Origin of the sequence: Pseudomonas fluorescens, from assembly GCF_005938625.1 — a bacterium.
GTDB classification, from domain to species: domain Bacteria; phylum Pseudomonadota; class Gammaproteobacteria; order Pseudomonadales; family Pseudomonadaceae; genus Aquipseudomonas; species Aquipseudomonas fluorescens_BD.
In genome coordinates, this window is the sequence record NZ_VCNJ01000029.1 from 62,597 (window position 1) to 81,175 (window position 18,579).

The following is an 18,579-nucleotide window of genomic DNA, read 5'->3' on the forward strand; positions in this document are numbered from 1 at the left end:
CTCTCCCTCCGGGAGAGGGTTAGGGTGAGGGCAGCAGTTTCGGCACTCGCCACAAATACCACGCCGCCACCGTCCGATACGGCCGCCAAGCCACCCCAATCTCAACCATCTGCCTGCGTGTCGGCTGCGCCTCCAGCCCCTTCAACCGCCGATAACCCTCGCGCACACCAAAGTCATCCGCCGGCAGAATATCCATGCGCTCCAGGCTGTAGATCAGCAACATCTCCACCGTCCAGCGACCCACCCCGCGCAGGCTGATCAGGCGGTCAATCAATGCTTCATCATCCATCGCCAACGCCGTGGCGTAATCCGGTACCACGCCCTCCAGCGTCGCCTGGGCAATCCCCTGGATCGTCGCAATCTTGCCCGCTGAAAACCCGCAACTGCGCATTCGATCAAAATCCGTCGCAAGAATCTGCTCGGGACGCGGAAACGACTGCCCAGGAAACAACCCCACCAAGCGACCGACAATCGCATCGCCAGCCTTGGCATGCAGTTGCTGATAAGCAATCGCCCGCACCAGCGACTCGTACGGATCACGCGCCGGATGCGGTTGATGCAGGCACGGGCCGACCGCTGCGATATGGCGCTGCCAATCCGGATCGAGCGCGGCCAGAAACTCGCTGGCCGCTTGATAGGCGTCAGGCATGTTATTTCAGCAGGCCGTTGACTTCGCCATAGGTGAAAGCTTTGAGGTCATGGGTATCGAGTTTGCCGCTGGCGAGAAAGCTTTTCACCAGCCCACCCATGGCGCCGTAGAGGAATTCGGCGATGCCGGAGCCCGCGCTCAAGCGGCGTACGCCCAGTGCTTGCAGTTCTTCCGGTGAAGGCAGGCAGGCGAAACCAAGGACATTGACCGGCAGCGTCGTGCCTTTGCAGATGGCCTCGATTTCATAGGCCGATGTGACACCTGCCGCGAACAAGCCATCGGCGCCCGCCGCTTGATACAGCGCGGCACGGTGCAGCGTCTCGGCGACGCGATCTTCGGCCGGAACGAGGCTTTTCAGATAGACATCGGTGCGTGCATTGATGAACAGCTGCACCTCGCGCTTGTTGGCAACCTGTCGCGCCACTTCGATCTTGCGCACCAGCAGCTCAGGATCCGCCGAGCCGTCCTCGATATTGATGCCCACGGCACCCGCCGCGATCACCGCATCCAGCACTTCCGCCACGCGCCCGAGGTCATCGGAGTAACCGGCCTCGACGTCCACGGTCAACGGAATGCTGATCACCCGCGCGATGGATTCCACCGTCGACACCAGACGTTCGAGGGGCAGGGCGTTGCCGTCCGGGTAACCGTGGGCCCAAGCCACCGCCGCACTGCTGGTAGCCACGGCCTTACCGCCCAAGTGCTCGACCAGTCGCGCACCGGTGGCATCGGCGACGTTGGTCAGAATCAATAAGCCTTGCTGGTGCAACTGGTGAAACTGCGTAGCGAGCGCGTTCATCAAAAATCCTTCTTGTCAGTTGATTTGCCTGGTCAGAATGCCAGGGATTGCGTGAGCTGCACGGCGGCATTTTCCAGCCGCAGCAGAAACGCTTTGCGCGGCCGCCCACCACCATAGCCGGTCAGCGAGCCATCCGCGCCGATCACCCGATGGCAGGGCACCACGATCGACAGCCGATTGTGCCCGTTGGCCAGACCGACCGCGCGACTGGCGCCGGGCTTGCCCAAACCGGCCGCGATGGCGCCGTACGTGCTGGTGTGGCCGTAAGGGATTTGCAGCAGCGCCGACCAGACCTGCCGGGCGAACTGGCTGCCGGGCAAGTGCAGCGGCACAGTAAAGGTATTCAACTGGCCGGCGAAATACTGCGCCAGTTGCTGCTCGATCTGCTGCAAATGCGCGTTGTGCCCCGGCGCCACCGCGTAGCCGTAGCGGTTCTGCAACTCTTCGACTTCGCGGGTCAGCGCCGGGCGATCAAGAAACTCCAGCAACACCAGTCCACGGCGTTCGGCCATGGCGATCATCGGCCCCAGCGGGGTGGTCAGCCGGGTGAACAGCAGCGGCTCGCTGTGTTCGGCGCGACCCGGGGTGATGTGAAAGGACTTCTGGAAAGCATCCCGAAAGCCGCTGAGCGATTCATAACCCGAATCAAACGCGGCATGATCAATCGAGGTGCCTTGCTTGATCCCGCCCAGCGCCATGCCCAGCCGACGCGTACGCAGCCACGCGTGGAAGGTCATGCCGAAATGCTGCTTGAACCAGCGCCGCAGCTTCAGCGGTTCGATGCCTTCAGCGAGCAACTGCGCATCACTCCAGCGCACCTCCGGGTCGGCCTCCACGGCTTTTAGCAGGCGTTGCACCCAGTCCGGGGCGATGGCCGCGGCGTCCAGCGGTTTGCAGCGCAGGCAGGCGCGATAGCCCGCCGACAGGCAATCGTCGGCCTGGGCGAAGAACTCGACGTTTTCCGGTTTCGGCTTGCGCGCCGTGCAACTGGGGCGGCAGAAGATCCCGGTGGTTTTCACGGCCGTGAAGAACACGCCTTCATAGGCAGTGTCGCGTTCGAGCATGGCGCGAACCATTTCGGCGTGGGGCGGCAGGACAGCGGTTTGTATGTTCATGGGCTGAGAGTAAAACCAGTTTGTCGATGGCTCCACCGAAAAATCGACAGTGAATTTTTTCGATTCTGCACCACAATGACCGCATTACTGGATCATTCCCACGCTCTGCGTGGGAATGCAGCCCCGGACGCTCCGCGTCCCAACAAGATCGCCGCCACGGGTGGCTACTACACGTTTTCGAGGTGCCGGGCTTATGCATCCGTTTTCCATCCAACATATCGATCACATCGTCCTGCGCGTCGCGGATCTGCAACGCAGCATCGACTTCTACGGTCAGGTGTTCGGCGCAGAGGTGGTCAAACGCAACGAACCGCTGGGCCTGATCCACCTGCGCGCCGGCACTTCAATGATCGACCTCGTCGACCTGCAAGGCGAACTCGGCCGCAAGGGCGGCGGGGCGGCTGGTGCCGAGCGGCGCAACGTTGATCATTTCTGCCTGCGCATCGAACCGTTCGATGAAGCGGCGCTGATTGCACATCTGCAAACCTTCGGCCTGACCGTGGCAAAAGCCGAGTCACGCTTCGGCGCCGAGGGCAAAGGGCTGTCGCTCTACTGCTTCGACCCGGACGGCAATCAGGTCGAACTCAAAGGTCCGTCGGAAGCTTAAGCGCGTTTCGCCATCAACAACACCGAAGCCGCCGCCGACAGCAGGCCCGCGCAGCAACGATTGAAGATCCGCTTGCCGCGCGGCTCGGCGAACCAGCGGCGCATGTGCAGGCCCATCCACGCGTAGGCGCTGATGGCGATCCACTCCAGCAAAAGGAACAGCACGCCAAGTACCGCGAATTGCGCCGGCACTGGCTGCGCCGGGTCGACAAACTGCGGCAGAAACGCGGTAAACAGCAGAATTGCTTTCGGATTACCTGCCGCCACCAGAAACTCCTGCCGGGCCAAGGCAAAGAAGCCAACGGTCGCGCCCGTTACCTGTTGCTCGGCCTCAGGGTTGGCCCGCCATAACTGCCAGGCCAAGTACAGCAGATACGCCGCGCCAATGATCTTGATCGCATGGAACAGCCATTCCGAGGTCTGTAGCACTACCGAAAGCCCGGCACCGGCCAGCGCAATCATCCCGGCGAACGCCAGAATCCGCCCGATACCCGCCGTGCAGGCGCGGCGAAAGCCATAACGCGTGGCGTTGCTGACCGACAGCAAATTGTTCGGCCCGGGGGCCATGTTCAGGGCAAAACAAGCCGGAAGAAACAGGGTAAGGGTGGCGAGATCCATGACGGCACTCCGGTAACGAGAGCGATATTTTTATCACAGCCCCCACGCGCTCAGACCCATACAGTCACGCAGCGCTGTCGCGGTACAGCGCCCGGCGGTGTTGGGCATCGCGGTCGAACTTTTTGCAGATGTCTTCACTCTGTATCAGTCATAGGGTGATGGTTTCGTCAGAAAAAACTATCCATCCGGTCAGAAACGGCGATTGCCGTGTAAGATTTTGCCGACGTTGCACCCACCCCGTTTGGCCCCAGGCGGCCCCACCAAGAGCGATCTACATGCAAGCAAAGGCCCGTGAAGTTTATGTGCCACCGGTGCTGCAAGATCTGCGGGCCGGCACTGCCGAGCTGCACATCGCACTGGAAAAACGCCTACCTTTTTTCTCCGATACCCTTGATACCCAGGCTTTTGTGCGGCTGATGCAGGCTTATTACGGCTTCTATCTGCCGCTGGAGCACGCCTTGCTCCGCAGTGATGCAATTCCTGCCGATTTTGATCTGACGCCTCGACTCAAAGCGCCAACCTTGCGCACTGATCTGCGCGCGCTGGGCGTATCTGCAGAAGCGCTGCAAGGCCTGCCGCAGTGCGAGCAGTTGCCGGTCATCGACTCAAGCGCTGCCTGCCTTGGCGTGCTCTATGTACTCGAGGGTGCGACGCTCGGCGGGCAGATTCTGCGCCGGGAAATCTCTACCCGGTTAGGCCTGGAAGCCGATAACGGCGCGGCCTTTCTCGATATCTACGGTGCCGCCACGGGCCGGCGCTGGCGTGACTTCATCGAATACCTCGGCAGTCGGCCAATGAGCGCCGCCGAGCGCGCCGCTGTGGTCACGGCAGCACAAACCACATTCAGTTGTTTCGAGCGCTGGCTCGAAAGCCGGGAGGTACTGGCATGAACCCGCAAGACAAAGAAGCCTTTGAAGAACTGCTGGCCAACTGTGCCGACGAGCCGATTCGTTTCCCCGGTGCGATCCAGCCCCACGGTCTGCTGCTGACCCTGAGCGAGCCTGACCTGGCGATCATTCAGGTCAGCGCCAACGTCGAAACCCTGCTGGCCCGCGCACCGCAAAGCGTGATCGGCCAGCCGCTGGAAAGTCTGTTGGGCGACGCTGAGGCGGCGCAAGTGCGTAAAGCCTTGCTGCAACCGTCGCTGTCCGACGCACCGCCGCTGCACTTCAGGCTTAATGGCACCGCGTTCGAGGGCTTGCTGCATCGCCATCAGGGCGTGCTGATTCTGGAACTGGAAATCCACTTCGAGAACTTCCAGCCACGCAATGTCGCCGGCAACCAGACCCATCTGGGGCGCATGCTTCAGCGTCTGCAAGCGGCGACCACGTTGCAGGCGCTGTACGACATTAGCGTCAAGGAAATCCAGGCCATGACCGGTTACGACCGGGTGCTGATCTATCGTTTCGAGGAGGAGGGCCACGGTCAGGTCATCGCCGAAGCCTCTGACCCGTCGATGGAAGTGTTCAATGGCCTGTTTTTCCCGGCGTCGGACATTCCCGAGCAGGCGCGCGAGCTGTATCGCACTAACTGGCTGCGGATCATCCCCAATGCCGACTACCAACCGGTGCCGCTGCTGCCAAAGCTACGCCCGGACACTGACACGCCGCTGGACCTGAGTTTTGCCACCCTGCGCAGCGTGTCGCCGATCCATTGTCAGTACATGAAGAACATGGGCGTGCTGTCGTCGATGAGCATTTCCCTGCTCAAGGGCGACAAACTCTGGGGCTTGATCAGTTGCGGCAATCGTCAGCCGTTGCACGTGCCGCATGAGTTGCGTGCGGCATGTCAGACCATCGGCCAGGTGCTGTCGCTACAGATCAGCGCCATGGAAGCGCTGGAGATCAGCCGTCAGCGTGAAGAGAAAGTCGAGGCGTTGGCGCTGCTCAATCAAGCGATGATCGACTCGCCGCAGAATGTCTTCGACGGCCTCGCCAATCAGCCACAGACCCTGATGGCGCTGACCAATGCCGGCGGCATCGCAATCATCGAAGACAAGCAACTGCACCGTTACGGCAACTGCCCGGAGCCGGAAGAAATCCGCGCCTTGCACAAGTGGTTGCAGGACAGCGGTGAGGCGGTGTTTGCCAGTCATCATCTGGCCAGCGTCTACCCGCCGGCCGCGCAGTATCAGCAGGTGGCCAGCGGCGTGCTCGCCATGAGCTTGCCGAAACCGGTGGACAACGGTGTGTTCTGGTTCCGTCCGGAGGTCAAGGAAAACATCAACTGGAGCGGCGATCCGCGCAAGCCGCTGGACCTGGAAAACTCCGATGCCGGCCTGCGGTTGCGCCCGCGCACCTCGTTTGAAATCTGGAAAGTCGAGATGGCCGGGATCTCCACCAAGTGGAGCCACGGCGACCTGTTCGCGGCCAACGATCTGCGGCGTTCGGCACTGGAAAATGATCTGGCCCGGCAAGTGCGCCGTGAGCAGGAAGCGGTGCGCGCCCGCGATGAGCTGGTGGCCGTGGTGTCACACGATCTGCGTAATCCGATGACCGTGATCTCGATGCTCTGCGGCATGATGCAGAAGGCGTTCAGCTCGGACGGCCCGCACACTTCGCGGCGCATCTCCACCGCGATCGACACCATGCAACAGGCTGCCGGACGCATGAACACGCTGCTGGAGGATTTGCTCGATACCTCGAAAATCGATGCCGGGCGCTACTCCATCACCCCGCAAAAACTCGACGTCGGGCAGATGTTCGAGGAGGCGCAGGCGCTGCTCGCGCCGCTGGCGCTGGACAAGGACATCAGCATTTCCTTTGCAGCTGATCCCGATCTGCGCATCCACGCCGACCCGGAGCGGCTGTTTCAGGTGTTGTCCAATCTGGTCGGCAACGCCATCAAGTTCACGCCACGACTGGGCAGGGTGGGCGTGCAGGCCACGTCGGTCGGCGATGACATTGTCTTCACCGTGCGCGACAGCGGCGAAGGCATTCCCAAGGAGCATCTGCCGCACGTGTTCGACCGTTACTGGACGGTGAAAGAGGGCAATCCGACCGGCACGGGTCTGGGTTTGTACATCACCCAGGGCATCGTCGAAGCCCACGGCGGGCGGATCTTCGCCGAGAGCGAACCTGGGCAGGGCAGCGAATTCCGCTTCACCGTGCCGCGCCTGGACTGAGCGTAGATTTTCATGTGGGAGCGAGCTTGCTCGCGAATGGGGTTTTGATCGTTCCCACGCTCTGCGTGGGAATGCCTCAACGGACGCTCTGCGTTCGGCTCTGGAAGGGACGCGGAGCGTCCCGGGCTACATTCCCACGCAGAGCGTGGGAACGATCAGGATCACAGGGAGATTTGCAGTCAGGGGCATTTTCTTCAATACCGGGGACCGGGCGCTCGATACCGTGAGCACCTTGTTCCTCGATTTGAAGCAGGTGTGCGATGAGTCTGATTGTTTCGATGGCGGCGTTTGCATTGGCGGCGTCGATCACGCCCGGGCCGGTGAACATTGTTGCGTTGAGTTCCGGTGCGCAGTTCGGATTTCGCGCCAGTCAGCGACATGTTGCCGGGGCGACGCTGGGGTTTGTGCTGTTGCTGGTGTTGATGGGGTTGGGCCTGCATGAAGTGCTGAAACTCTGGCCGTTCATGACCCGCGTGGTGCAACTGGCCGGGGTGGCGTTTCTGTTGTTCATGGCGTGGAAACTGGCCATGGATGACGGACGGTTGAACGCGAAGGATCCCGGTCGGGCACCGTCGATGCTGTATGGCGCAGTGATGCAATGGCTCAACCCGAAAGCCTGGCTGGCGTGTGTTGCGGGGATGGGCGCGTTTGTCGCCGATGGCGAGGCGCGGCTGGTATGGCAGTTTGCGGCGGTGTATCTGGTGATCTGTTATCTGTCGGTCGGTTGCTGGGCGTATGCCGGGACGTTTTTGCGTGGGTATCTGAGCAACGCGGCGGGGATGCGTTGGTTCAATCGGAGCATGGCAGGGTTGTTGGCATTGAGCGCTATCTACTTGTTGTTCACTTGACCCTGTGGGAGCGAGCTTGCTCGCGAAAGCGGTGTGTCAGTCAATGGATGTGCTGACTGTTCCACCGCATTCGCGAGCAAGCTCGCTCCCACATTGATCGGGCGTCACTGTCGCAGGTTAGTCGAACGGCTGCTTAAAGGCGCCGCCCTCAATGTGATAAACCTTCGGCTCTTCGGCAAAATATTCCTCCAGCCCCAGCATGAACAGCCGGTGGTCCTCACTCGCTTCAAACCCCGGCGTGTGATCCTCAAGGGATTGCCAGCGCACGATCAGATTGAACACCTCCGGTGTTTCGATTCCTGGCGCGAGCAGGTGGCCGCAATAACCCTTGGCGCGTTTGAGCAACGGCTCGACCTCGGTAAACGCATGCCGAAACGCCGCAGTTTGTTCTGTGTGAACGGGCAGTAAAGCGATCTCATAAATCATGGTGTTCTCCTTGCACTGAGTTCAGCGATTGGCGAGTTCGGGCGACGGCGCGACGGCAATCGCGATTTTCCCTTGAACGCCGTTGTTGGGCGTTTCCAGCCGGGCATGGGCCAGGCCGATGTCGGCCAGCGCATAGACCGCGCCAACGTGCGGGTGCAACTGACCGTTCGCGATCAATGCGCTCAGTTCATCGAGCTTGCCGCGATTCTGTCGGGTGAAAACGAAGTGGTAGCTAACGTTCTTGCCCCAGGCCTGAATCAGGTTTTGTGGCTGGGCAAGGTCGACGATCGAAACGACGCGACCCAGTTGTGCGAGCACGTCGGGGCTGCGAGACAAGGTATCGCCGCCGATGGTGTCGAACACGACATCGACGCCGCGGCCATCGGTTTCGCGCAGGATTGCCTCGACGTAATCCTCCTTTTCGTAGTCGATCAGCACATCGGCGCCCATCCGCCGGGCGAACTCGAAATTGCCTTCACGCACGGTGGTGAAGACCTTCGCGCCGATGGCTTTGGCCAGTTGAATCGCGACATGACCGACGCCGCCCGCGCCGCCGTGGACCAGAATGCTTTCGCCGACCCGGAGTGCTGCCCGCACGACCAGCGCTTCCCATGCCGTCCCGCCGACCAGGCTCAGGCTTGCGGCTTCAAGGTGGCTCAGCGTCGCAGGTTTCTTGCCGATAATGCTTGCGGCCGCAACGTGGTATTCGGCGTAGCTGCCCGGCCCGTCGAAAATCTGCGGGGTGTACCAGACTTCGTCACCCGGCACGAACGCCGTCACCCCCGGTCCGACGGCTTCGACAACGCCAGAAACGTCGTGCCCGGTAATGGCGGGAAGGGGCACCAGATCGGCATAGTCGCCACGGCGCACCTGATAATCCAGCGGATTGATGGAGGTGGCGTGCACCCGCACCAGCACTTCGCCGGGTTGTGGCACTGGCTTGGGCACGTCACACAGTTCGAACGATTGCGCGCCGCCAAATGATGTAAGGATCATCGCTTTCATTGCATTGCCTCGTTTCGGTAAAAAGGGATATCGGGAATTCTCGATGTCATGGGGTAAAAAATTACAGCTCGCTGCCGATGATCTCGGCCAGCGCGCTGATCGCTGCTTCGTTGCGTTTGTAGTAAGTCCACTGCCCAATGCGCCTGACTTCGATCAGGCCGGCGCGTTGCAGCGTCGCCAGATAATCAGACACCGTCGACTGCGACAGCCCGACGCCTTCCTGAATACTGCTGACGCAAACGCCCACCGTGTGCACGTCACCCTCATCCTGGGGAGGAAAGTGTTTCTCGGGATCCTTCAGGCCTTTGAGGATTTCCAGGCGTGTCCGGTTCGAGAGGGCTTTGAAGATTTCGAGTAGGTCCATGCCGCGAAGATATCGGAATTTACCGATATGTCAATATCTGAATGTGAAACCGATCAGGCAATCACTCTGACCCTGTGGGAGCGAGCCTGCTCGCGAAGGCGCTGGCACAGTCAATATCCCCGTGACAGATACATCGCTTTCGCGAGCAGGCTCGCTCCCACAGGGGGAAGTGTTGAGTTTCAGATGAGGTGTCAGCCGCGATACTGGCCGGGCGTCGCCGCCAGATGTTGCTTGAACGCTCGCTGAAAATGCGCCTGATCGGCAAACCCGGCCTCAAGCGCTACATCCGCAATCAACTGCCCGCTGCGCAAGCGCTCGCGGGCGAACTGGATGCGCTGGTTGACCACAAAAGCGTGGGGCGTCATGCCGTAATGCTGTTTGAAGGCGCGGATCAGGTACGACGGTGACAGCTGTGCCGCGGCGCAGATGTCGTCGAGGTTCAGCACTTCGGTGCAGTGTTCGCGGATGAAATCCGCAGCGCGTTCCAGTTTGAAATTGGGCTCGCGCAGAGAGGGGCCGGCGGGGTTCAAACGCAGTTGCAGGTCGCTGAAAAACTCCACTGCTGCGCTCTGTTTGCGCAGCACATCCTGTTGCGGGTCGACCAGCGTTTCATAAAGTCCATTCAGCTCATTGAACAGTGCAGCATCGTCGAGGTGAGTGGTAGAAAAACGCCGAAACTCAAGATCACTGGCAAAGCCCAGCTGATGCTGAAAATCCGTCAGCCAGGGCGTCTCGACGTAGAGCATCACGTACGACCACGGCTGATCATCGATCGGATTGCACGCATGCACATCGCCGGGATTCATCAGCACCACGGTGCCCGCCGCGACTTCGAACTGTGCCTGTTCATGCACATAGGTGCTGCGCCCGGCGGTGATCGCACCGATGGAGAAATGCGCGTGGGAATGCCGCGCATAGCAGACCTCGCGGCCATCGGCGATGGCCCGCGCTTCAATGAACGGTAGCGCCGGGTCGCGCCAGAAACGCGGGGCTTTTTCAGGGTTTTTGGCGGCAGCGTGTTTCATCGTTGTTATTCCCGGCAGGCCAGGGCGCCAGTGTATTAGCTCTGGCCGGCAAAGGCCCGCTCGAGTTCGGCGATATCGAGCTTTTTCATTTTGAACATAGCCTGCATGGCGCGCTGCGATTTGCTGGTGTCGGCATCGAGCATCATGTGCATGAACGCCACCGGGACGATCTGCCACGACACGCCGAACTTGTCCTTGAGCCAGCCGCATTGCTGGGCTTCGACGGGGCCACCCTCGGACAGGTTGCCCCAGAAATGGTCAACTTCTTCCTGGTTCTGGCAGTTGACCTGAAACGAGATCGCCTCGCTGAACTTGAACATCGGCCCACCGTTGAGCCCGGTGAAGCTCTGGCCATCGAGCTCGAAACTGACCGTCATCACCGCACCTTCCGGCTTGCCGTGAAACTCCTGACCGACCTTGCTGTAGTGGGTCAGGCCGGTGATTTTCGAGTGATCGAAGATCGAGCAGTAAAACTTCGCGGCGGCTTCAGCCTGATCGTCGAACCACAGGCAGGGCGTGAGTTTCTGAAAGCGTTGCATGGCAGTCATCCTCGGCAGGTTAGACACGCAGGATTTACAGCGTAGTCAGTCCTTGGTCGATTGCCGGTGCCGTAGATCGACAAGTTGCGGCGCGTCAGAAATCCCAGCGCGCCGTCAGTTGCAGGTTGCGCGGTTCGCCGTAGAAACCGGTGCCGAAATTACCAAGGCCCGTGTAGTAGCTCTTGTCGAAGAGGTTCTTGATGTTGAGCGAAGTGCTCAGGTGCTCGTTGAAGCGATAGCGCGCCATCGCATCGACCAGGTAATAGCTGTCCTGAGTGATGCGTACGTTCTGGCCCACTGCTGGCTGAAAGACGTTGCCGAAGAATTCACTCTGCCAACTGACGCCGCCGCCCAGGGTCAGGTTTTGCCAGACACCCGGCAGGCGATAGCTGCTAAACACTCGGACCAATTGCTCGGGCGCGGTGGTTTGCAGAATCGAGGCGTAAACCGGGTCCCCTTTGGCGTCGCGGGTGTGGTTGTAGGCGTAGCCGGCGGAGAGGTTCCAGCCGTCGGCGATTTCACCGGCCAGTTCGAACTCGAAACCCTTTGTAGTCGCACCTTGCACGGCGCGGTACACCGCCTGATTGTCGAAGCCGCTGACCTGTTCGGCGACGTTGTCCTGCTCGATGCGGAACACGGCAAAACTGGCGTTGAGCCGGCCGTCGAAGTATTCGGCTTTTATCCCCGCTTCGTAGCTATCGCCCTGCACCGGGTCGAGTATCTGGCCCGTGGCGTCCTTGCTCAGTTGCGGTTGATAGATGCGCGTGTAGCTGGTGTAGAGCGAGTACGTGTCATCGAGGTCATAGACCGCACCGGCATACGGCGTTACCACCCCGGTCTGGCGATAGCCGTCACGGACATTGGCGGTGTTCGGGTCGCTGTAGTCGAGGTGATCGCTGGCGCTGAAATCGCTGACGCGGCCGCCGAGAATCAGCGCCAGATCGTCGCTGGCCTTGAAGCGCGTGGAGATGTACGCGCCGGTCTGGCGCTGGCGGATGGCGTCCGTGCCGATCTGCGGGATATCCGGTTTGGCGAATTCGCCGTGCCAATCGAAAATGCTGGCGTCCAGCGGCGGGTACACCGAGCCGTAGACCGGGTTGTCCTGGCGCGTGTTCATCGCCATGAAACCTACGAGCAATTGATGCTCGCGGCCGAGCAGGCTGAACGGCCCGCCAAGGTTGATATCGACGTTGTCCTGCACCTCGTCGCCCTTGAATTTGCCCATGTAGAGGAACATGCCATCTCCGGTCGCCGGGTCCGGATTGCCGCCGCTGGCGGAGCCAAGCAGGGTGTCGTGCTCGCGGTGTTTGCGGTCGTAACTGAGCTTCAAGATCCAGTCGTTTGGCAGTTGCCGGATGACGGAGGCGAACAGCGTCTGGTTGATGAAATCGCGGCGGCTCCAGTCGGTTGCCGGGTTGAACGAGCGCGAGAAATTCGTCCGCGAGCCGTCGCTGTAAAACATCGGAAAACCGGTCCAGGTGGCGCCGCGTGAGCGAGTGTTCTGTTGGTCGAAACCGAAGGTCAGCAGGGTGTCCGGGGTCAGGTCGGCTTCGACGACGGCGTAGGCGATGTCCTTGCTGTTCTGGTAGTGATCGGCGTAAGCGCTGCGCTGCTGATGGACGCCGACGAAGCGTGCGCGCAGGTTGTCGCTTAGCGGCCCGGAGACATCGAACTCGCTGCGGTAGTTGTCCCACGAACCAACGCTGCCGCTGAGTGCGGCTTTGAACGCGGAGGTCGGACGTTTACGGATCAGATTGACCGTGGCCGAGGGGTCGCCTGAACCGGTCATCAATCCCGTGGCGCCCTTGATGATTTCGACACGATCGAACGTCGCCATGTCGGTGCTGGTGGTGCCGTAATCGTAGACACCGTCGTAATCGGTATTGACTCCGTCGTACTGGAAATTGGTGATCGGCGTGCCACGGCTGGAAAATTCCCAGCGTTCACTGTCGTAGTTCTGCACGCTGATACCCGGTGCGCGGCGCAGGACGTCGGCGATGCCGTTGGCGCTCTGGTCGTCGAGTTGCTGGCGGGTGATCACCGTGACCGATTGCGGGGTTTCGCGCAGGGACAGCGGCAGGCCGGTGGCGGAGGCGCTGACGCCGGTAGTGTAGGCGTGGGTGTCCTCGGTGATGGCGCCGAGGGTTTTGCCGCTGATGGTGGTGGCGTCCAGTTGCAGTGGGTTTGCATTGGCTGTGTTTCGCAGGACATAACCGCCGCCGCTCAGGCGCTGCGCTTGCAGGCCGCTGCCCTTGAGGAGGATTTGCAGGGCCTGTTGCGGGGTGTAATCACCGCTCAGGCCGGGGCTGCGTTTGTCTGCCGCCAGATCATTGTGCCCGGCGATGAACAGGCCACTCTGCTCGGCAAAGTGGTTGAGCACTGTGACCAATGAGCCGGGAGCCACTGCGTAATGCTGCTTCTGCACATCTGCCAGCGCCATCGACACGCACAACCCCGGCACGGCGGATGCCATGGCCAGAGCAAAACGATAGCGGGCGAGGGTGGCGCGCAACATGGAGTTCCCGAAGGCGATCAACGAAATGAGGGCTGCTGAGGGTTAACCGAATGAATCCGCAAAAAGGGAATCGGGGTGTGAAAAAATCCTCAGGCTTTCGGCCCGACGCTGACCCACCAGTTGAAGGTTTTATTGATGCGGATCGGCAGCGCCGCTTCCAGCAGACGCAAGGCTTGATCGGTGTCCTTGAGCGGGAACGAACCCATCACCGGCAGCGCGGCCACGGCCGGGTCGCAATGCAGATGCCCCGGCCGATATTGGCTAAGTTCTTCGATCAGCTCGCCGAGCGGCAGGTTATCGGCCAGCAACAAGCCCCGGCGCCACGATTCGCGGGATGGATCCGCTGCGGATGCGGTGGATAGCCGCCCGGCGCTGAACAGTAGTTGCTGGCCAGCCTGAACCACTTGGCTTTCGCCCTGACGATTGCTGGCCTCAACGGCACCTTCGTAGACATTGAGCACGGTGTTGCGATCCGTCTGGCGCACGCTGAAACGCGTCCCCAGCGCACGCATCCGGCCCTGTTCGGTCTCAACCAAAAAGGTTCGGCCGAGGTCTTTCGCGGTATCGATCAGCACCTCACCGGCACGTAATTGCAGCAAGCGCTGATGCGCATCAAAACGCACATTCAACGCGCTCAAGGCGTTGAGCCAGATGCGACTGCCATCGCTTAGTGTGGCTTCGCGGGTTTCCCCGGTGCCGGTGGAGAAATCGGCGCTCATGCGTTCGACCGAGTCCAGCAGCGGCGTGTTACGCCCGACTGCCCAACCTGTCAGCCCGGTGGCCGCGAGAATCAGCAAGCCTTTGAGCGACTGACGACGGCTGATCAAAGTGCGCGCGTTGTTGCGCAGGGTGTGGCTGACGGCTTCGCTTTCGTTCTGCAATGGCGCGAAACGCTGCCCAACGCGTTCTACGTAGCGCCACGCCGCCTGATGCTCGGGACTTTGCGCCAGCCACGCCTGCCAGCGCAGACGCTCAGGCTCGGCGACCTGCTCGTCATGCAATTGCACGTACCAGTTGGCGGCCTGTTCAAGGCTGGCATGGCTGAGCTTGTTCTCGGGGCTATTCAATCAGCAAGCCGTCGAGTTCAGCTTCGAGGATCGCGCAATGCATCATCGCCTGTGCCAGATATTTCTTGATCATCCGCTCGCTGACGCCGATCTGTTCAGCGATCAGTTTGTACGGCATGCCGTGGAGTTGCGCGAGGATGAACGCCTCGCTGACCCGTTGCGGCAGGCGCTGAAGCATGGCGTCCACTTCGTGCAGGGTTTCGACAATGATTGCCTGTTGCTCAAGCGACGGTTGCGAGGCAGGTGGGCGGCTGGCGAGGGATTCCAGCCAGGTCTGTTCCAGTTGCCGACGGCGCCAGTGATCGATGCACAAACCACGCGCGATGGTCGCCAGATAGGAGCGCTCGTGAACTTCGCCATTGAACGATTGCGGGCGCTTGAGCACACGGATGAAGGTGTCGTGGGCGAGGTCGGCGGCATCCATCGCGTTGCTCAGGCGTCGACGCAATAGCTCGTGCAGCCAGCGATGGTGGCTGAGGTAGAGATTTTGCACGTGCGAAGCATCGGCGACGGTCATCAGCGCAAGCGTCCAGGGCGACCGTTACCGGTCTAAATAGGAATGGGTCGCGATTAAAGCAAATGGAAGGAGGGTGTGCAAATGATATTGGTTTGCTTTTAGGTGGCGGTACGCCTGTGGAAGATTTTTTGTAGTCCTAATGACATCGCGTTGAGTCAAAGTGACATGCTCTTGCTTGTGTCAAATTGACTCGATAGGTCGCAACCTGCTGATTTTACTGGCTGGAAATTCTGGCATGAGAATTGAAATAACTAGCGTACACACTGAATCGCTCAGGAGTACGCCATCATGTTCACCTTCTTCGAAAGCCCGCTGAACGTTCTGCACCTGTCGAGCAAAGTTCTCGTCGCCGGTCTGCTTATGCTGCTGGCCGGCATCTACGGCGCGTATCTCTACAACGGCCAAATGCCGATTGCGCTGCTGGTGGCGATGCACGCCCTGACCATCCTCGGCCCGACCCTGATCAAGATCGGCTACGTCATGCGCCTGCTGGCGCAGTACCGCATCCGTGGTCCCGAAACCACTGTGGGAGCTTGCCTGCAAGCGATTGCGGTCTGATATTCAACATTGATGTCGCCTGAAATACCGTCATCGCGAGCAGGCTCACTCCCACAGGTTTGTATGGTGGTCACAAATTCCTGGCACACCCAAAACCACTGTGGGAGCTGGCTTGCCAGCGATGAGGCCAGCACCTTCAACATCAATGTTGACTGACCCGACGCCATCGCTGGCAAGCCAGCTCCCACAATGATTGGTGGTGTTTCTGAAATCTCAACGGCGCTCGGCAACCATCAGCAACGACTGCGGCAGCGGACTTTGCGGGTGTTGTGGCTCTTGAAGGCTGACCAGTTGGAACCCGGCCATATCCAGCGCATTCAACCAGCTCGACAAGGTGCGGAAATACCACGGCATCGGCTGCCACTGGCCTTTGAATCCGGCAAAGGTTTCTTCGCGCCAGCCATCCTGATAATCGCCTGCCGCGACGGCCCATGGATGCAACGTCTGGATGACCAAAATCCCACCGGGGACAAGCAGCGCATTCATCGCGTAAAGCAACGGGATGATGTCTTGATGCAGCAGTGAGAAGTTGGCACAGATCAAATCGTAATCACGCCCCACGTTGACCTTCGCTTCGACCAACGCGTCATAACTGGCGACATGCACCTGCGCCGCCCCCGCCAAACGCGCCGCTTCAACCAGCCGCGCATCGCCATCCACACCGACGGCATCAATCCCGCGATCCGTCAGCGTTCGCAACAACCAGCCTTCGCCACACCCCAGATCAAGCACACGCTGCGGCTGCCGGCCCATGATCGCCAGCACAATCGCTTGATCGGTAACCTGCTGACGGCTTTCGATGGCACCGCTGCGGATCACCTCGATCCAAGCATCAGCGTTGTCGTGCCAGCTCTGCAAAAGGCTGGATTCGGGGGAGGGCATGGCGGTGTCCCAATTATTGAAAAGCCACAGTATGGACGCTGATCGCAGAAGAGCCGAACTAGGGCTTATAGATCAGCGCATCCACCACAACCCCGAACGCCGACGAATGCTCACGACGATTCGGGTAATAGAGATGATAGCCGGCGAAGGGCTGGCACCAATCCTCCAGCACCCGCACCAGACTGCCGTCGGCCAAATTCCCGGCGACCATGTCTTCGGGCAGAAAGCCCAAACCGCATCCCGCCACCGCCGCGCGCAGGATCGGCACACTGCTGTTGAACGTCCATTGCCCTTCAACCCGGGCTTTGAGTTCGTGACCGTCCTTTTCGAAATCCCATTGCATCAGGCTGCCGTGCGTCGGCAGGCGCAGATTGATGCAGTTGTGCGTAGCCAGATCGCCCGGCACCTTGGGAATCGATCGACCCTTGAAGTACTCAGGTGATCCCACAACTGCGATGCGCAACGACGGGCCGATGGGCACGGCGATCATGTCCTTGGCCACCTGATCGCCCAAGCGAACCCCCGCGTCATAGCGCTGCGCGACGATGTCGGCGAGCGCGTAATCGACGGTGATTTCGACCTTGATGTCCGGGTAGTCGGGCAACACCTTCAGCAGCTTCGGCCAGAGAATATTGTTCGCCGCATGCTCCGACGCCTGGATACGCACATTGCCGGCCGGGGTGTCGCGAAACTCGCTGACCGCGGCCAGTTCCAGTTCGATCTCGTCGAAGCGTGGCGCCATCGATTGATACAAGCGTTGACCAGCCTCGGTCGGGGAAACACTGCGCGTGGTCCGCGTCAGCAAGCGCACGCCCAGCCGGGTTTCCAGTGCACGCAGGGTGTGGCTCAGCGCCGACTGCGAGACGCCCAACTGTGCGGCAGCGCGGGTAAAACTGCCTTCGCGAGTGATGACCACAAAGGCTTGCAGGTCATTGAGATTGGGGCGGGGCATTGATGAGAGCCTCTCATGAGGAGCGCGTGATTATTCCATGTAAGCAGGTCGCGCACGGATGCGCGACCCTCAAAGCGCTCATCAGCGGGGGCGGTTTTTTTTTGAGCAATGGCCGCGTCAGGTCAACTGCACAGTCATTTTTTTGCAGCCGCCAACACTTCATTCAGCGTTGCGTTGGCCCGTTCGGCAGTCTGTGCATCGCCATGTTTTTTCAGCAGCTCGGTAACTTGGCTTAACTGCCCCGCGCTGAGTCCGACGCGCAGGCTTGCGGCCATGTGCGAGCGCAATTGCGATTCCACCCCCGGCGTCGCTGCCAGCGCCCCGACGGTGGCCAGTTCGCGGCTTTGCCAGTCGAGGTTGTCGCGCTCGAAGATGTCGCCGAACAGGTGGGTTTGCAGAAACTGGTTGGCCACCGGGGCGAACTCGAACACCGGGCCTTTGACTGGCGCGCCGGAGATTTTCGTTTGATTCGCGGTGCCGGCGGCCAGCAGCTCATCACCGACTGGGATCGCCCGGCTCGGCTCACGCCCCGGCGCATCTTCGATGCCGCGTTGTTTGCGCGCCTGCACCACGGTCATCAGCTCGTTCAAGGCGTTTAGGCTGCGCGGGAAACCGACGTAGGCGTAAAGCTGCACGAGAATTTCCCGGGTTTCGCTGATGCTCAGGCCAGCATCAAGACCTTGATTGAGGGCTGCGTTGAGGTTGGGCATGTCGCTGGTCGCCATGAATGCGGCGATCAGTGGAATGGTTTGTTGTTTGCTCGACAGGGTTGCTGTACTGGTTGGTGTGCTGGTCATGGTTTGCGATGCCTCGGCTGCTTGATTGATAACGCTGAACATCGCCCCTACGCTCAGGCAGAGCGCCATGAGTGCGGGGAGGGCAGTGCTGTTGCGTCGGTCAGTGGTCATCGTGATGCGCGACAAGGCAACAAATGGCGCAATCAATCGATTCATTGGATGAACTCCGGTCA

20 protein-coding genes are annotated in these 18,579 nt (G+C 60.5%); 5 read left to right on the plus strand and 15 right to left on the minus strand.

Annotated elements, in window-relative coordinates:
* Positions 1–19 precede the first annotated feature (19 nt).
* Genes FGA82_RS18490 through FGA82_RS18500 form a run of 3 tightly spaced genes read right to left on the minus strand, consistent with a single transcriptional unit; the run spans position 20 to position 2,563 of the window.
* On the minus strand, positions 20–649 hold the full coding sequence (locus FGA82_RS18490; protein ID WP_141128166.1) for a DNA-3-methyladenine glycosylase family protein: 630 nt from the start codon (positions 647–649) through the stop codon (positions 20–22).
* Position 650: 1 nt separating this feature from the next.
* Positions 651–1,448 carry an isocitrate lyase/PEP mutase family protein gene (locus FGA82_RS18495; RefSeq protein ID WP_141128167.1) on the minus strand — a complete coding sequence of 266 codons (798 nt, stop codon included), beginning with the start codon at positions 1,446–1,448 and terminating at the stop codon, positions 651–653.
* 32 nt (positions 1,449–1,480) lie between these two features.
* Entirely contained in the window at positions 1,481–2,563 is a 1,083-nt protein-coding gene (locus tag FGA82_RS18500; protein ID WP_141128168.1) for a bifunctional transcriptional activator/DNA repair enzyme AdaA, read from the minus strand.
* Between the two features lie 193 nt (positions 2,564–2,756).
* On the opposite strand from FGA82_RS18500, the gene FGA82_RS18505 reads away from it, so the two are divergent.
* Positions 2,757–3,170, plus strand: coding sequence for a VOC family protein (locus tag FGA82_RS18505; RefSeq protein ID WP_141128169.1), 414 nt, complete (start codon positions 2,757–2,759; stop codon positions 3,168–3,170).
* Here the strand turns inward: FGA82_RS18505 and FGA82_RS18510 are convergent.
* A complete protein-coding gene (locus FGA82_RS18510; RefSeq protein WP_141128170.1) occupies positions 3,167–3,787 on the minus strand; it encodes a LysE family translocator in 621 nt (206 codons plus the stop codon). The two genes, FGA82_RS18505 and FGA82_RS18510, sit on opposite strands and share 4 nt — an antisense overlap.
* A gap of 275 nt (positions 3,788–4,062) precedes the next feature.
* Here FGA82_RS18510 and FGA82_RS18515 point away from each other — a divergent pair, with 275 nt between their 5' ends.
* From FGA82_RS18515 to FGA82_RS18525, 3 genes are all read left to right on the plus strand, one after another.
* Positions 4,063–4,677, plus strand: coding sequence for a biliverdin-producing heme oxygenase (locus FGA82_RS18515; protein WP_141128171.1), 615 nt, complete (start codon positions 4,063–4,065; stop codon positions 4,675–4,677).
* Positions 4,674–6,911, plus strand: coding sequence for an ATP-binding protein (locus FGA82_RS18520; protein WP_141128172.1), 2,238 nt, complete (start codon positions 4,674–4,676; stop codon positions 6,909–6,911). The genes FGA82_RS18515 and FGA82_RS18520 overlap by 4 nt, the downstream gene beginning before the upstream one ends.
* A gap of 260 nt (positions 6,912–7,171) precedes the next feature.
* Positions 7,172–7,759 carry a LysE family translocator gene (locus tag FGA82_RS18525; RefSeq protein ID WP_141128173.1) on the plus strand — a complete coding sequence of 196 codons (588 nt, stop codon included), beginning with the start codon at positions 7,172–7,174 and terminating at the stop codon, positions 7,757–7,759.
* Positions 7,760–7,876: 117 nt separating this feature from the next.
* Here the strand turns inward: FGA82_RS18525 and FGA82_RS18530 are convergent, their stop codons facing one another.
* The 8 genes from FGA82_RS18530 to FGA82_RS18565 form a co-directional block, all read right to left on the minus strand.
* Entirely contained in the window at positions 7,877–8,185 is a 309-nt protein-coding gene (locus FGA82_RS18530; RefSeq protein ID WP_141128174.1) for an antibiotic biosynthesis monooxygenase family protein, read from the minus strand.
* Between the two features lie 21 nt (positions 8,186–8,206).
* Positions 8,207–9,190, minus strand: a complete 984-nt coding sequence (locus FGA82_RS18535) for a zinc-dependent alcohol dehydrogenase family protein (RefSeq protein ID WP_141128175.1) — start codon at positions 9,188–9,190, stop codon at positions 8,207–8,209.
* A 61-nt stretch (positions 9,191–9,251) separates the two neighbouring features.
* Positions 9,252–9,554, minus strand: coding sequence for an ArsR/SmtB family transcription factor (locus FGA82_RS18540; protein ID WP_141128176.1), 303 nt, complete (start codon positions 9,552–9,554; stop codon positions 9,252–9,254).
* A 191-nt stretch (positions 9,555–9,745) separates the two neighbouring features.
* Entirely contained in the window at positions 9,746–10,579 is an 834-nt protein-coding gene (locus FGA82_RS18545; protein ID WP_141128177.1) for an AraC family transcriptional regulator, read from the minus strand.
* A 35-nt stretch (positions 10,580–10,614) separates the two neighbouring features.
* Positions 10,615–11,118 (minus strand): VOC family protein, encoded by a 504-nt coding sequence (locus FGA82_RS18550; RefSeq protein WP_141128178.1) that lies wholly within the window; start codon positions 11,116–11,118, stop codon positions 10,615–10,617.
* A gap of 94 nt (positions 11,119–11,212) precedes the next feature.
* Positions 11,213–13,633: a TonB-dependent siderophore receptor gene (locus FGA82_RS18555; protein WP_141128179.1), complete on the minus strand. Its 2,421-nt coding sequence runs from the start codon at positions 13,631–13,633 to the stop codon at positions 11,213–11,215.
* 89 nt (positions 13,634–13,722) lie between these two features.
* Positions 13,723–14,700 (minus strand): FecR domain-containing protein, encoded by a 978-nt coding sequence (locus FGA82_RS18560; protein ID WP_141128180.1) that lies wholly within the window; start codon positions 14,698–14,700, stop codon positions 13,723–13,725.
* Positions 14,693–15,217 (minus strand): sigma-70 family RNA polymerase sigma factor, encoded by a 525-nt coding sequence (locus tag FGA82_RS18565; protein ID WP_141128181.1) that lies wholly within the window; start codon positions 15,215–15,217, stop codon positions 14,693–14,695. Before FGA82_RS18565 ends, FGA82_RS18560 begins: the two co-directional genes overlap by 8 nt.
* A gap of 288 nt (positions 15,218–15,505) precedes the next feature.
* Here FGA82_RS18565 and FGA82_RS18570 point away from each other — a divergent pair, with 288 nt between their 5' ends.
* A complete protein-coding gene (locus FGA82_RS18570) occupies positions 15,506–15,775 on the plus strand; it encodes a transmembrane sensor/regulator PpyR (RefSeq protein ID WP_141128182.1) in 270 nt (89 codons plus the stop codon).
* Between the two features lie 213 nt (positions 15,776–15,988).
* Here the strand turns inward: FGA82_RS18570 and FGA82_RS18580 are convergent, their stop codons facing one another.
* The 3 genes from FGA82_RS18580 to FGA82_RS18590 all read right to left on the minus strand — a co-directional run bounded on the left by FGA82_RS18580 (position 15,989) and on the right by FGA82_RS18590 (position 18,517).
* Positions 15,989–16,657, minus strand: a complete 669-nt coding sequence (locus tag FGA82_RS18580; protein ID WP_141128183.1) for a class I SAM-dependent methyltransferase — start codon at positions 16,655–16,657, stop codon at positions 15,989–15,991.
* A 58-nt stretch (positions 16,658–16,715) separates the two neighbouring features.
* The gene (locus tag FGA82_RS18585; protein ID WP_141128184.1) at positions 16,716–17,609 is read right to left on the minus strand and encodes a LysR family transcriptional regulator; all 894 of its coding nucleotides are present in this window, start codon (positions 17,607–17,609) and stop codon (positions 16,716–16,718) included.
* Positions 17,610–17,743: 134 nt separating this feature from the next.
* Positions 17,744–18,517, minus strand: a complete 774-nt coding sequence (locus FGA82_RS18590; protein ID WP_141128371.1) for a carboxymuconolactone decarboxylase family protein — start codon at positions 18,515–18,517, stop codon at positions 17,744–17,746.
* Between the last annotated feature and the right edge of the window lie 62 nt (positions 18,518–18,579).

What these genes read in the sequence shown, in the direction of transcription:
- FGA82_RS18490 (WP_141128166.1), bottom strand. Translation starts at nt 649, where the DNA reads ATGCCTGACGCCTATCAAGCGGCCAGCGAGTTTCTGGCCGCGCTCGAT.
- FGA82_RS18495 (WP_141128167.1), bottom strand. Translation starts at nt 1,448, where the DNA reads ATGAACGCGCTCGCTACGCAGTTTCACCAGTTGCACCAGCAAGGCTTA.
- FGA82_RS18500 (WP_141128168.1), bottom strand. Translation starts at nt 2,563, where the DNA reads ATGAACATACAAACCGCTGTCCTGCCGCCCCACGCCGAAATGGTTCGC.
- FGA82_RS18505 (WP_141128169.1), top strand. Translation starts at nt 2,757, where the DNA reads ATGCATCCGTTTTCCATCCAACATATCGATCACATCGTCCTGCGCGTC.
- FGA82_RS18510 (WP_141128170.1), bottom strand. Translation starts at nt 3,787, where the DNA reads ATGGATCTCGCCACCCTTACCCTGTTTCTTCCGGCTTGTTTTGCCCTG.
- FGA82_RS18515 (WP_141128171.1), top strand. Translation starts at nt 4,063, where the DNA reads ATGCAAGCAAAGGCCCGTGAAGTTTATGTGCCACCGGTGCTGCAAGAT.
- FGA82_RS18520 (WP_141128172.1), top strand. Translation starts at nt 4,674, where the DNA reads ATGAACCCGCAAGACAAAGAAGCCTTTGAAGAACTGCTGGCCAACTGT.
- FGA82_RS18525 (WP_141128173.1), top strand. Translation starts at nt 7,172, where the DNA reads ATGAGTCTGATTGTTTCGATGGCGGCGTTTGCATTGGCGGCGTCGATC.
- FGA82_RS18530 (WP_141128174.1), bottom strand. Translation starts at nt 8,185, where the DNA reads ATGATTTATGAGATCGCTTTACTGCCCGTTCACACAGAACAAACTGCG.
- FGA82_RS18535 (WP_141128175.1), bottom strand. Translation starts at nt 9,190, where the DNA reads ATGAAAGCGATGATCCTTACATCATTTGGCGGCGCGCAATCGTTCGAA.
- FGA82_RS18540 (WP_141128176.1), bottom strand. Translation starts at nt 9,554, where the DNA reads ATGGACCTACTCGAAATCTTCAAAGCCCTCTCGAACCGGACACGCCTG.
- FGA82_RS18545 (WP_141128177.1), bottom strand. Translation starts at nt 10,579, where the DNA reads ATGAAACACGCTGCCGCCAAAAACCCTGAAAAAGCCCCGCGTTTCTGG.
- FGA82_RS18550 (WP_141128178.1), bottom strand. Translation starts at nt 11,118, where the DNA reads ATGCAACGCTTTCAGAAACTCACGCCCTGCCTGTGGTTCGACGATCAG.
- FGA82_RS18555 (WP_141128179.1), bottom strand. Translation starts at nt 13,633, where the DNA reads ATGTTGCGCGCCACCCTCGCCCGCTATCGTTTTGCTCTGGCCATGGCA.
- FGA82_RS18565 (WP_141128181.1), bottom strand. Translation starts at nt 15,217, where the DNA reads ATGACCGTCGCCGATGCTTCGCACGTGCAAAATCTCTACCTCAGCCAC.
- FGA82_RS18570 (WP_141128182.1), top strand. Translation starts at nt 15,506, where the DNA reads ATGTTCACCTTCTTCGAAAGCCCGCTGAACGTTCTGCACCTGTCGAGC.
- FGA82_RS18580 (WP_141128183.1), bottom strand. Translation starts at nt 16,657, where the DNA reads ATGCCCTCCCCCGAATCCAGCCTTTTGCAGAGCTGGCACGACAACGCT.
- FGA82_RS18585 (WP_141128184.1), bottom strand. Translation starts at nt 17,609, where the DNA reads ATGCCCCGCCCCAATCTCAATGACCTGCAAGCCTTTGTGGTCATCACT.
- FGA82_RS18590 (WP_141128371.1), bottom strand. Translation starts at nt 18,517, where the DNA reads ATGACCACTGACCGACGCAACAGCACTGCCCTCCCCGCACTCATGGCG.